The sequence below is a fragment of the Micromonospora sp. WMMA1996 genome (assembly GCF_002573675.1).
In the GTDB taxonomy this organism is placed as follows: Bacteria; Actinomycetota; Actinomycetes; order Mycobacteriales; family Micromonosporaceae; genus Micromonospora; species Micromonospora sediminicola.
The window spans coordinates 383,285-394,865 of record NZ_PDHU01000005.1; the positions used below are offsets into that span (position 1 = coordinate 383,285).

The following is an 11,581-nucleotide window of genomic DNA, read 5'->3' on the forward strand; positions in this document are numbered from 1 at the left end:
GAGGGTCCGGCTGGACCCGCCACGGCGGTGTAGCTCAGATGGCAGAGCAAGCGGCTCATAATCGCTGTGTCGCCGGTTCAAGTCCGGCCACCGCTACTCTCGTCCTCCGGGTGACCCCGGTGGTCGGTGGGATGGGCGCCACAGGCGCCCACTTTGCATGTCTGCGTCGTCAGCGCGTACGCTGACACGCCGTAGTTCGTTATCCGTGAGCGAGGAAGGCACTCCGCCGTGGCGAAGGCGACCGATGTCCGGCCGAAGATCACTTTGGCGTGTGTGGAGTGCAAGGAGCGCAACTACATCACGCGCAAGAACCGCCGTAACGACCCGGACCGCATCGAGCTGAAGAAGTTCTGCCCCCGGGACGGCAAGCACACCGTCCACCGCGAGACCCGCTGATCCGCGGCCGGCGCTGCCGGCCCCGCAGCAGCTTCCGAACGCCGATCCGCCCGGTCGGTGGCCCCCGGGCCGCCCGACCGCACGGATCGGCGTTCGTGTTTTCCGTGTAGGTTCGCGGCATGTCCCTGGACCCGTCCTTCGTCGGCCGGACCTATCCGCCGACCGCCCCCTATCAGGTGGGCCGAGAAAAGATCCGCGAGTTCGCCACCGCCGTCGGCGCGACCGACCCGGCGCACCACGACCCGGAGGCGGCCCGGGCGCTGGGCCACCCCGACCTGGTGGCGCCGCCGACGTTCCCGGTGATCGTGACCATGGCCGCCAGTCGGCAGATCGTCGAGGACCCGGCGTTGGGCGTCGACTACAGCCGGGTGGTCCACGGCGACCAGCGGTTCGCGTACACCCGACCGGTGGTGGCCGGGGACGAGCTGGTGTGCGCGAACACCATCGAGGAGATCACCAACCGGGGCGGGCACGGTTTCCTGACCACCCGCACCGACGTGAGCACCGTCGCCGGCGAGCCGGTGGTCGCGGTCTGGTCCAAGATCGTCGTACGCGGGGAGGCGTGAGGATGGAACTGCCCGTCCAGACCTACCGGGTGACCCGGGCGGACCTCGTCCGCTACGCGGGCGCCTCGGGGGACTTCAACCCGATCCACTGGAGCGACCGGACCGCCACCGGGGTGGGCCTGCCCGGGGTCATCGCCCACGGCATGTTCACCATGGCCCTGGTCGGCCGCGCGGTCGCCGGCTGGGCCGGCTCGCCGGACGCGGTGGTCGACTTCGGTGTCCGCTTCACCCGCCCGGTGGTCGTGCCGGACACCGACGAGGGCACCGAGATCGAGGTCGCCGCGGTGGTCAAGGAAGTCACCGAGGACGGCCTGACCAGGCTCGACATCACCGCGACGTGCCGGGGCGAGAAGGTGTTGTCGCAGGCAAGGGCGTTGGTCCGGACGACGCGCTGAGGGTTCGCCCGACGCGCGAGGGGTGGACCGGTTGGGAAAGTCGCACGACTACCCGTACACTGGTCCGCCGTGGGGCAAGTGACCCCCGCTCAGCACCTTGTGCCCGGGCGGAGGTGAGTTGCCGCACAGGGGTGTAGCTCAATTGGCAGAGCAGCGGTCTCCAAAACCGCAGGCTGCAGGTTCAAGTCCTGTCACCCCTGCGCCTCAGGCCTGACCGTTCCCGTGGGTCGCGCCGCCTCACCGGCGGCGTCCGGCCCGTGGTGGTGGCACCGGTGGGGTGGTTCCGAGGCATTCGGGGCCCTCCTGGCCGGTCCGCCGGCCGCGGCCCGTCGCGGGACGGTTGGTCCGGCCGGTGTGATCAACACGCCGCGCACGCCGCCCGGCGTGCGACCCCATATCCCGCACGGAGGGCGAAGTGGCCGAGAGCAAGCGGCGCGGCGAGGACGACGGCGACGAGCGTCTGGACGACGCAACCGTCGACGGCGTGGCCGACGACGACGCCACCGACGCGGACGAGCCGGTCTCCCGGGGTGGCACCGCCACCCGTAAGCGGGCCAACGCCGAGCCGACCGAGGGCCGCAAGACCCGCAAGGACACCGAGCGGATCGGGCTCTTCGCCCGCATCGCCCGGTTCTTCCGCGAGGTTGTGGCCGAGCTGCGTAAGGTCATCTGGCCGACCCGCAAGGAGCTGCTGACCTACACGGCCGTGGTGGTCACCTTCGTGGCGGTGATGCTGGCGATCGTGGCCGGCCTGGACTACGGCTTCGCCAAGGCCGTGCTGTGGGTCTTCGGCAACCCCAGCTGACCTGCGGACAGCGATACTGACGGAAGTGAGCGAGCGTGCCTGAGTACGACGAGACCGCCGAGACCCCGGACGAGCAGTCCGCGGTGGCGACGGCGGCCAACAACGAGTCGGTCGAGGCCGCCAGCGAGCCGGAGTTCCCGACCACCGAGCCGGCCCCGGACGAGGACTTCGACCCGGTCGCCGAGCTGCGCCAGAAGCTGCGGTACGCGCCCGGCGACTGGTACGTGGTGCACTCGTACGCCGGCTACGAGAACAAGGTCAAGACCAACCTCGAGACCCGGATCACCTCCCTCGACATGGAGGACTTCATCTACCAGGTCGAGGTGCCGACCCGGGAAGAGGTCGAGGTCAAGAACGGCAAGCGGTCGCAGGTCCAGGCGAAGGTCTTCCCGGGCTACATCCTGGTCCGGATGGAGCTGACCGCCGAGTCCTACTCCTGCGTCCGGAACACCCCGGGGGTCACCGGCTTCGTCGGCGCGACCGACCGGGCCGACCGGCCGGCGCCGCTGAGCCTCGACGAGGTGCTCAAGTGGCTGGCCCCGGCGGTCGAGACCGAGCAGAAGAAGGCCAAGCCCGAGGTCAAGGTCCTCGACTTCGAGGTCGGCGACTCGGTCACCGTCACCGACGGCGCGTTCGCGTCGCTGCCGGCGACGATCAGCGAGATCAACGCTGACCAGCAGAAGCTCAAGGTGCTGGTGTCGATCTTCGGCCGGGAGACGCCGGTCGAGCTGAACTTCAACCAGGTCGCCAAGATCTGACGTACGTCGGCACCGGCGGCGCGCCCTCCCGGGGTGGCCGCCGGTGTGTCGTCTCACCGGCTCGCCCACCTCGGCGAAAACTCGGTAGAGGTTTGCGCTACCCTTTAACGTCGGCCCTCCGCATCGCGCTGACCGTGCGCGCCCGCGGGCGGCGGAGAATCCCAGTTCCAAGCCCCAGGAAGAGACATGCCTCCGAAGAAGAAGCTCGTCAAGACGTTCACGCTTCAGCTGCCGGCGGGCCAGGCCACCCCGGCGCCGCCGGTCGGCCCCGCGCTCGGCCAGCACGGCGTGAACATCATGGAGTTCTGCAAGTCCTACAACGCGCAGACCGAGTCCCAGCGGGGCGACATCGTCCCCGCCGAGATCAGCGTCTACGAGGACCGCACCTTCACCTTCGTGCTGAAGACCCCGCCCGCCGCCCGGCTGCTGATCAAGGCCGCCGGCGTGCAGAAGGGCTCGGGCGTCCCGCACACGCAGAAGGTCGGCTCGGTGACCCGCGCCCAGCTGCGCGAGATCGCCGAGAAGAAGATGGCGGACCTCAACGCCAACGACATCGACCAGGCCGAGAAGATCATCGCCGGCACCGCCCGGTCGATGGGCCTGACCGTCGCCGACTGATCTCGCTCCACCGCTCCACCCGATCTTTCTGTTCGTGGGAGGGCCGCGATCGCCGCGCGCCCGCCAGAGACCACAGGAGTCACCAGAAATGCAGCGCAGCAAGAGCTACCGCAAGGCCGCCGAGGTCATCGACCGGTCGAAGCTCTACACCCCCGCCGAGGCCGTCAAGCTGGCCAAGGAGACCACCAACGTCAAGTTCGACGCCACGGTCGAGGTCGCGATGCGCCTCGGCGTCGACCCCCGCAAGGCGGACCAGATGGTCCGCGGCACGGTCAACCTGCCGCACGGCACCGGTAAGACCGCCCGCGTGATCGTCTTCGCCGCCGGCGCGAAGGCCGAGGAGGCCGTCGCCGCGGGTGCCGACGAGGTGGGCACCGACGAGCTGGTCGCCCGCATCCAGGGTGGTTGGCTGGACTTCGACGCGGCGATCGCCACGCCGGACCAGATGGCCAAGATCGGCCGGATCGCGCGGATCCTGGGCCCGCGCGGCCTGATGCCGAACCCGAAGACGGGCACCGTGACCATGGACGTCACCAAGGCCGTCGCGGACATCAAGGGCGGTAAGATCACCTTCCGGGTGGACAAGCACTCCAACCTGCACCTGATCATCGGCAAGTCCTCCTTCTCGGAGGCCCAGCTGGTGGACAACTACGCCGCGGTGCTGGACGAGGTGCTCCGCGCCAAGCCGTCCGCCGCCAAGGGCACCTTCCTCAAGAAGGTCACCCTCACCACCACCATGGGCCCGGGCGTCCCGGTCGACCCGAAGATCGTGAAGAACCTGCAGGAAGCCTCCTCCGAGGCCTGATCGACGCGTACCGCCCGACGGGGCCCCGCCACCATCCGTGGCGGGGCCCCGTCGGTCTGTCCGCTGTGGCACGCTCGGCGGATGCGGCTCGAAGACGTCTGGCTCCGCTACCACCGGCACGGCCCGTGGGTGCTGCGGCAGGTCGAGGTGGCGATCGGTCCGGGTGAGGTCGCGGTCGTGCTCGGCCGCAACGGCGCGGGCAAGTCCACGCTGCTCCAGCTCGCCGCCGGGGTGCTGCGGCCGACCCGGGGCCGGGTGGCCGACCGGCCGCCGACCGTCGGCTGGGTGCCGGAGCGGTTCCCCGCCGACCAGCCGTTCACCGTCGGGGCCTACCTGTCCGCGATGGGTCGCGTCGCCGGCCTCCCGGGGCCTGCCGCCGACCGGGCGGTGCGGCACTGGGTCGAGCGGCTGGGCCTGAGCCGGTTCCACGGCGTGCGCCTGCCGCAGCTGTCCAAGGGCACCGCCCAGAAGGTCGGCCTGGCGCAGGCGCTGCTGCGGCCGCCCGGCCTGCTGGTGCTCGACGAGCCCTGGGAGGGGCTGGACGCGGCGGCCCGCCAGCTGGTCCCCGAGATGATCGGCGAGGTGCTGGCCGACGGTGGCGCGGTGCTGGTCAGCGACCACCGCGGGGAGACGGTCCGCCTGCCGGGCGCGCGGCAGTGGTCGGTCACCGCCGGCACGCTGACGGAGGCCGTGCCGTCCGATGGCCCGGCCGTCGCGGTGGTCGAGCTGGCGGTGCCGGTCGCGGGGCTGGCCGCCGCCGTCGCCCGGCTGCGTGCCGACGGCCACCAGGTCCTGCGGGTACGCGAGCACGCGGCCCCGCCCACCGTCGGGTCACCGGAGCCGGCCGCGGAGGCCGACGGCTCCGGCGAACGGGCGTTCGCCCCCGAGCCGGGCCCCACCGATCCGCCGGCCGCCGACTCCGACGCCGACCCGGAGGTGCCGGTCGCCGGCTCCGACGCCGACCCGAGGGGGCCGGTCGCCGGTTCCGGTGCCGAGCCGGAAATTCCGGCCGCCGACTCCGACGCCGAGCCGGGGGTGCCGGTCGCCGGTTCCGGTGCCGAGCCGGGGGTGCCGGTCGCTGGTTCCGGTGCCGAGCTGGGGGTGCCGGCCGCAGGCTCCGACGACAACCTGGAGGTCCCGGTCGCCGGCGCCGATCGTTCCGGGGTGGCCTCGGAGGTGGGCCGGTGATCGCCCTGGTCCGGCTGCGGCTGGCCGGCTTCGTGCGGACCGGGCGGGCGCTGGCGCCGGTGCTGGCCGGCCTGCTCGTGCTGGGGATCCTGCACGGCGGCGGTCGGGCCCGGCCGGCGGAGGCCTACGGGGTGTCCGCGGTGGTGCTGTTCCCGGTGCTGGCCTGGCAGACCAAGATCCTGCTGGACGTCGAGCCCGACGTGCAGCGCCGGCTGGCCCGGGTGGTGGTCGGGCCGGTCCGGGAGCGGCTCGCCGGCCTGCTCGCGGCGTTCCTGGCCGGGCTCGCCGTGGTGGTGGTCGCGCTGGCGGTGCCGTGGCCGCTCGGCGGGGTGACGCCGGCCGCCGGGCCGGGGGAGCGGTCAGTCCTCGTCGGGGTGGTCCTCGGGCTCTGGGCGCACCTGCTCGCCCTGCCGGCCGCGGTGGCGCTCGGCGCCCTGGCCAGCCGGGCGATCACCCGCAGCGCGGGCTACGGGGTGGCGGTGCTGGCGGTGGGCGCGGTCGGGGTGGTGGTGTTCGGCCTCTCCGACTCGGTGGCGCCGTGGCTGGTCCCGCCGGTGATGGCCACCGCGCGGGCGGTGACCGGTCCGGTCTCGCCCGGCGCCGGCCTGCTCCTCACGGGGTGGGCGGCGCTCTGGGCGGTGGTGGCGCTGGCCGGCTACTCCTGGGGTCGCCGCACCCGGGCCTGACCCGGGTGGGTGACCGGGAGCACACGGGGCGATTTGGCGCTGCGCGAGGCGTCGCGTAACCTGGTGCGGTAGTTCCACCCAAAGACCGCTGGTCACCGTGCCCGGGCACGGTCGAAGGTCCCGCGACGACGGGCGACCCGCGCAGGGCGGCAAGCGAAACTCGGTGTCACGCACGGTCCGCCGACTGTGCCTGTGCCGCCGGCCCTCGCCCCGTGCGCCCTGCGCCGGGGCTTTTCTCGTTGTCGTGGTGTCTCCGCCGCCGTCGCGAGTTCCTCGTCGCCGGCGTACCAGCTCCGAGCAACGAGAGAGGAGGGACATGGCGGACAAGCCGATCCGGGCCGACAAGGCCACGGCCGTCGCCGAGCTGACCGAGAGCTTCCGCGCCGCGGGAGCCACCGTGCTCACCGAGTACCGCGGGCTCACGGTTTCGCAGCTCACCCAGCTGCGACGCTCGCTCGGCAAGGAGACCAGCTACACGGTCGCGAAGAACACGCTGGCCAAGCGTGCCGCGGCCGATGCGGGCATCTCCGGCCTCGATGAGCTGTTCACCGGTCCTACCGCGCTGACTTTCGTTTCGGGCGACGTCGTCGAGGCGGCGAAGGGCCTTCGTGACTTCGCGAAGGCCAACCCGAAGCTCGTCATCAAGGGCGGTGTCTTCGAGGGCAAGGCCATTTCCGCGGCCGAGGTCACGAAGCTCGCCGACCTGGAGTCCCGCGAGGTGCTGCTGGCCAAGCTGGCCGGCGCCATGAAGGGCAACCTGAGCAAGGCCGCGGCCCTGTTCCAGGCTCCGCTCGCCAAGACCGCGCGTCTGGCGGCCGCCCTGCAGGACAAGCGCGAGAAGGAAGAGGGCGCCGAGGCGGCCTGAGGCCCCGCGGCGCACCCACGTTCTTAGTTTTCACTTGTAGAAAGGACGCCAGACATGGCGAAGCTCAGCACCGACGAGCTGCTCGACGCGTTCAAGGAGATGACGCTGATCGAGCTCTCCGAGTTCGTGAAGCAGTTCGAGGAGACCTTCGAGGTCACCGCCGCCGCCCCGGCCGCGATGATGATGGCGGGCCCGGCCGCCGGCGGTGCCGCCGCCGAGGCCGAGCCGGAGAAGGACGAGTTCGACGTCATCCTCGACGCCGACGGTGGCAAGAAGATCCAGGTCATCAAGGTCGTGCGCGAGCTGACCGGCCTGGGCCTCAAGGAGGCCAAGGACCTGGTCGAGGCCGCTCCGAAGGCCGTCCTGGAGAAGGCCAACAAGGAGACCGCCGAGAAGGCCAAGGCCAAGCTCGAGGGCGAGGGCGCCAAGGTCACCCTCAAGTGACCTTGCGTTGACCTGACGCGCGTCCGGCTCACGTGAGCCGGGGCACACCGCGTCGCGGCGGGCGGTGATCCGGGAACGGATCACCGCCCGCCGTGTTGGTGGTGCCCGACGGCAGTGGCGTGAGCAGGGCGTACAGGTTCCTCGCACCGGCTTCCCAGCGATGCCCGCCGGTAGCCCGTCGGTGGGAAAGACACCCCGAGCGGTAACCGGCCCTTGACGCGGCACCGGCCCGGCAGGCACGCTGACATCAGCAAGACCTTCCGCGCTTGCAACGGCCGCCTCTCGGGTAAGGCAACGGCAGCACCACCGCCGCGGCACCCGAGCGGACCGGCAGGAGCGTCGCGTTCCGAGCGGCCCGGTGGACCCGGTTTTTCGAGGTCCCAGGGCTTGTTCCGCGACGACCTGCGGGGTGGGCTGGACAGCGGTTAGCCTCTCGGCTACACTGCTAGTTTGCGCTGCCTTCCGACTTGACCCCTGCTCGGAAATGTCCGTTTGTGGATATTTCTGGTGGGGTCATTGGAGTGCACGCGTACCAGCCGTTCTGCAGCACCGGTCCTCGGAAGGACGCATCTTGGCAGCTTCCCGCCCTGCGAAGACCAGTCGTACGTCGAGCGCATTCGCGCCCCGCCGAGTTTCTTTCGGTCGGATCACCGAACACCTCGAGGTCCCCAACCTCCTCGCCATCCAGAACGAGTCCTTCGACTGGCTCGTCGGCAACGAGGCTTGGCAGGGCCGGTCGGCGGACGACCCGCACGCACGCTCGGGTCTCGCGGAGATCCTCGACGAGATCAGTCCCATTGAGGACTTCTCCGGCACCATGTCGCTCTCCTTCTCGGCTCCGCGCTTCGACGAGGTCAAGGCCTCGATCGAGGAGTGCAAGGAGAAGGACCTGACCTACTGCGCGCCACTGTTCGTGACCGCGGAGTTCACCAACAACACCACTGGCGAGATCAAGAGCCAGACGGTGTTCATGGGTGACTTCCCGATGATGACGCCGAAGGGCACCTTCATCATCAACGGCACCGAGCGCGTCGTGGTCAGCCAGCTCGTCCGCTCGCCGGGCGTGTACTTCGACAAGCAGCCGGACAAGACCTCCGACCGCGACCTCTCCAGCGTCAAGGTCATCCCGAGCCGGGGTGCCTGGCTGGAGTTCGACATCGACAAGCGCGACACGGTCGGCGTCCGCATCGACCGTAAGCGTCGGCAGGCCGTCACCGTCCTGCTCAAGGCCATCGGGTGGTCCGCGGAGCGCATCCGCGAGAAGTTCGGCTGGTCCGAGCTGATGATGACCACGCTCGAGAAGGACCACATCGCCGGGCAGGACGAGGCCCTGCTCGACATCTACCGGAAGCTCCGCCCTGGCGAGCCGCCGACCCGTGAGAACGCCCAGACCCTGCTCGACAACCTCTTCTTCAACCCGAAGCGGTACGACGTCGCCAAGGTCGGGCGCTACAAGTTCAACAAGAAGCTCGAGCTGGACGTGCCGATCACCACCGGCACGCTCACCGAGGACGACATCGTCGCCACCGTGGAATACCTCTGCCGGCTGCACGCCGGTGAGGAGGGCTACGAGGCCGACGACATCGACCACTTCGGCAACCGTCGCCTGCGTACCGTGGGCGAGCTGATCCAGAACCAGGTCCGGGTGGGTCTCTCCCGGATGGAGCGGGTCGTCCGCGAGCGGATGACCACCCAGGACGTCGAGGCGATCACGCCGCAGACCCTGATCAACATCCGCCCGGTGGTGGCGGCGATCAAGGAGTTCTTCGGCACGTCGCAGCTGTCCCAGTTCATGGACCAGACCAACCCGCTGGCGGGTCTGACCCACCGGCGCCGGCTGAGCGCGCTCGGCCCGGGTGGTCTGTCCCGTGAGCGGGCCGGCTTCGAGGTCCGCGACGTGCACCCGTCCCACTACGGCCGGATGTGCCCGATCGAGACGCCGGAAGGCCCGAACATCGGCCTGATCGGCGCGCTCTCCACCTTCGCCCGGGTCAACCCGTTCGGCTTCATCGAGACGCCGTACCGGAAGGTCATCGACGGTCGGGTCACCGACCAGATCGACTACCTGACCGCGGACGAGGAGGACCGGTTCGTCAAGGCGCAGGCCAACGCCCCGCTGCGGGCCGACGGCACGTTCGCCGAGGACCGGGTCCTGGTCCGCCGTAAGGGCGGCGAGACCGAGGACGTCGCGCCCGGCGCCGTGGACTACATGGACGTGTCGCCGCGGCAGATGACCTCGGTCGCCACCGCGATGATCCCGTTCCTCGAGCACGACGACGCCAACCGCGCGCTCATGGGCGCGAACATGCAGCGTCAGGCGGTGCCGCTGGTCAAGGCCGAGGCCCCGCTGGTCGGCACGGGCATGGAGTACCGCGCGGCCGTGGACGCCGGCGACGTGGTCGTCGCCGAGGTCGGCGGTGTGGTCGAGGACCTGTGCGCGGACTACATCACGGTCCACCAGGACGACGGCCACCGCCGGACGTACCTGCTGCACAAGTTCCGCCGCTCCAACGCCGGCTCCTGCGTCAACCAGAAGCCGGTCGTCTTCGAGGGCGACCGCGTCGAGGCCGGCCAGGTCATCGCCGACGGTCCGTGCACCGACGAGGGCGAGATGGCGCTCGGACGCAACCTGCTGGTGGCGTTCATGTGCTGGGAGGGCCACAACTACGAGGACGCGATCATCCTGTCGCAGCGCCTCGTGCAGCAGGACGTGCTCACCTCGATCCACATCGAGGAGCACGAGGTCGACGCCCGGGACACCAAGCTCGGCCCGGAGGAGATCACCCGCGACATCCCGAACGTCAGCGAGGAGATGCTCGCCGACCTCGACGAGCGCGGCATCATCCGGATCGGCGCCGAGGTCGTCCCCGGCGACATCCTGGTCGGCAAGGTCACGCCGAAGGGCGAGACCGAGCTGACCCCCGAGGAGCGGCTGCTCCGCGCGATCTTCGGTGAGAAGGCGCGCGAGGTCCGTGACACCTCGCTGAAGGTGCCGCACGGCGAGACCGGCACGGTCATCGGCGTGCGTACCTTCTCCCGCGAGGACGGCGACGAGCTGCCCCCGGGCGTGAACGAGCTGGTGCGGGTCTACGTGGCCCAGAAGCGCAAGATCCAGGACGGTGACAAGCTCGCGGGCCGCCACGGCAACAAGGGCGTCATCTCCAAGATCCTGCCGGTCGAGGACATGCCGTTCCTGGAGGACGGCACCCCGGTCGACATCGTGCTGAACCCGCTCGGTGTGCCGTCCCGGATGAACATCGGCCAGGTCCTGGAGACCCACCTCGGGTGGGTGGCCAAGACCGGCTGGAGCGTCGACGGTGACGACGAGGAGTGGAAGCGCCAGCTCAAGTCGATCAACGCGCACGAGTCCGAGCCGGACACCAACGTGGCCACCCCGGTCTTCGACGGTGCCCGCGAGGAGGAGATCTCCGGCCTGCTGGCGTCGACCCTGCCCAACCGGGACGGCAACCAGCTGATCGGGCGCACCGGCAAGGCGCAGCTGTTCGACGGTCGCTCCGGTGAGCCGCTGCCCGACCCGATCGCGGTCGGCTACGTCTACATCCTGAAGCTCAACCACCTGGTCGACGACAAGATCCACGCCCGCTCGACCGGCCCGTACTCGATGATCACGCAGCAGCCGCTGGGTGGTAAGGCGCAGTTCGGTGGCCAGCGCTTCGGTGAGATGGAGTGCTGGGCCATGCAGGCGTACGGCGCCGCCTACGCCCTGCAGGAGCTGCTGACCATCAAGTCCGACGACGTCCTCGGCCGGGTCAAGGTCTACGAGGCGATCGTCAAGGGTGAGAACATCCCCGAGCCGGGCATCCCGGAGTCGTTCAAGGTGCTGCTCAAGGAGCTGCAGTCGCTGTGCCTCAACGTCGAGGTGCTCTCCAGCGACGGTGTGGCCCTGGAGATGCGCGAGACCGACGACGAGGTGTTCCGCGCCGCGGAGGAGCTGGGCATCGACCTGTCCCGGCGCGAGCCGAGCTCGGTCGAAGAGGTCTGAGGCGGTGATTCGGGGGCCGGCTCGCCGGCCCCCGATCCCGCCCGTTAGCTAG

12 protein-coding genes and 2 tRNA genes are annotated in these 11,581 nt (G+C 70.4%); all 14 read left to right on the forward strand.

All coding sequences use genetic code 11. The features are described 5' to 3' along the window. The first annotated feature begins 23 nt into the window (after positions 1-23). The 14 genes from COO58_RS27330 (at position 24) to COO58_RS27395 (ending at position 11,529) form a co-directional block, all read left to right on the forward strand. Positions 24-96: transfer RNA gene (locus COO58_RS27330), tRNA-Met, on the forward strand. A gap of 132 nt (positions 97-228) precedes the next feature. Continuing rightward, the gene (rpmG, locus tag COO58_RS27335) at positions 229-396 is read left to right on the forward strand and encodes a 50S ribosomal protein L33 (RefSeq protein WP_013288652.1); all 168 of its coding nucleotides are present in this window, start codon (positions 229-231) and stop codon (positions 394-396) included. A 119-nt stretch (positions 397-515) separates the two neighbouring features. Next, positions 516-962, forward strand: a complete 447-nt coding sequence (locus tag COO58_RS27340) for a MaoC family dehydratase N-terminal domain-containing protein (protein ID WP_091569995.1) — start codon at positions 516-518, stop codon at positions 960-962. Between the two features lie 2 nt (positions 963-964). Continuing rightward, positions 965-1,357 (forward strand): MaoC family dehydratase, encoded by a 393-nt coding sequence (locus tag COO58_RS27345; RefSeq protein ID WP_091570006.1) that lies wholly within the window; start codon positions 965-967, stop codon positions 1,355-1,357. Positions 1,358-1,484: 127 nt separating this feature from the next. Next, positions 1,485-1,557 (forward strand) — tRNA-Trp (locus COO58_RS27350). 215 nt (positions 1,558-1,772) lie between these two features. Beyond that, on the forward strand, positions 1,773-2,162 hold the full coding sequence (secE, locus tag COO58_RS27355; protein ID WP_091570011.1) for a preprotein translocase subunit SecE: 390 nt from the start codon (positions 1,773-1,775) through the stop codon (positions 2,160-2,162). Between the two features lie 35 nt (positions 2,163-2,197). Next, positions 2,198-2,920 (forward strand): transcription termination/antitermination protein NusG, encoded by a 723-nt coding sequence (gene nusG / locus COO58_RS27360; protein WP_091570014.1) that lies wholly within the window; start codon positions 2,198-2,200, stop codon positions 2,918-2,920. 186 nt (positions 2,921-3,106) lie between these two features. Next, positions 3,107-3,538 (forward strand): 50S ribosomal protein L11, encoded by a 432-nt coding sequence (gene rplK, locus COO58_RS27365; RefSeq protein ID WP_091570017.1) that lies wholly within the window; start codon positions 3,107-3,109, stop codon positions 3,536-3,538. Positions 3,539-3,626: 88 nt separating this feature from the next. Continuing rightward, positions 3,627-4,343, forward strand: coding sequence for a 50S ribosomal protein L1 (rplA, locus tag COO58_RS27370; protein ID WP_091570020.1), 717 nt, complete (start codon positions 3,627-3,629; stop codon positions 4,341-4,343). An 81-nt stretch (positions 4,344-4,424) separates the two neighbouring features. Further along, positions 4,425-5,531 carry an ATP-binding cassette domain-containing protein gene (locus COO58_RS27375; RefSeq protein WP_245666132.1) on the forward strand — a complete coding sequence of 369 codons (1,107 nt, stop codon included), beginning with the start codon at positions 4,425-4,427 and terminating at the stop codon, positions 5,529-5,531. Next, positions 5,528-6,217 (forward strand): hypothetical protein, encoded by a 690-nt coding sequence (locus COO58_RS27380; protein WP_091570026.1) that lies wholly within the window; start codon positions 5,528-5,530, stop codon positions 6,215-6,217. Before COO58_RS27375 ends, COO58_RS27380 begins: the two co-directional genes overlap by 4 nt. Before the next feature lie 316 nt (positions 6,218-6,533). Further along, positions 6,534-7,082, forward strand: coding sequence for a 50S ribosomal protein L10 (gene rplJ, locus COO58_RS27385; RefSeq protein WP_091570029.1), 549 nt, complete (start codon positions 6,534-6,536; stop codon positions 7,080-7,082). Between the two features lie 54 nt (positions 7,083-7,136). Beyond that, entirely contained in the window at positions 7,137-7,526 is a 390-nt protein-coding gene (gene rplL, locus COO58_RS27390) for a 50S ribosomal protein L7/L12 (RefSeq protein ID WP_091570033.1), read from the forward strand. Between the two features lie 571 nt (positions 7,527-8,097). Beyond that, positions 8,098-11,529 carry a DNA-directed RNA polymerase subunit beta gene (locus tag COO58_RS27395; RefSeq protein ID WP_091570037.1) on the forward strand — a complete coding sequence of 1,144 codons (3,432 nt, stop codon included), beginning with the start codon at positions 8,098-8,100 and terminating at the stop codon, positions 11,527-11,529. The last annotated feature ends 52 nt before the right edge of the window (positions 11,530-11,581 follow it).

What these genes read in the sequence shown, in the direction of transcription:
- rplK (WP_091570017.1), top strand. Translation starts at nt 3,107, where the DNA reads ATGCCTCCGAAGAAGAAGCTCGTCAAGACGTTCACGCTTCAGCTGCCG.
- COO58_RS27375 (WP_245666132.1), top strand. Translation starts at nt 4,425, where the DNA reads ATGCGGCTCGAAGACGTCTGGCTCCGCTACCACCGGCACGGCCCGTGG.
- COO58_RS27340 (WP_091569995.1), top strand. Translation starts at nt 516, where the DNA reads ATGTCCCTGGACCCGTCCTTCGTCGGCCGGACCTATCCGCCGACCGCC.
- COO58_RS27345 (WP_091570006.1), top strand. Translation starts at nt 965, where the DNA reads ATGGAACTGCCCGTCCAGACCTACCGGGTGACCCGGGCGGACCTCGTC.
- rplA (WP_091570020.1), top strand. Translation starts at nt 3,627, where the DNA reads ATGCAGCGCAGCAAGAGCTACCGCAAGGCCGCCGAGGTCATCGACCGG.
- rplJ (WP_091570029.1), top strand. Translation starts at nt 6,534, where the DNA reads ATGGCGGACAAGCCGATCCGGGCCGACAAGGCCACGGCCGTCGCCGAG.
- rplL (WP_091570033.1), top strand. Translation starts at nt 7,137, where the DNA reads ATGGCGAAGCTCAGCACCGACGAGCTGCTCGACGCGTTCAAGGAGATG.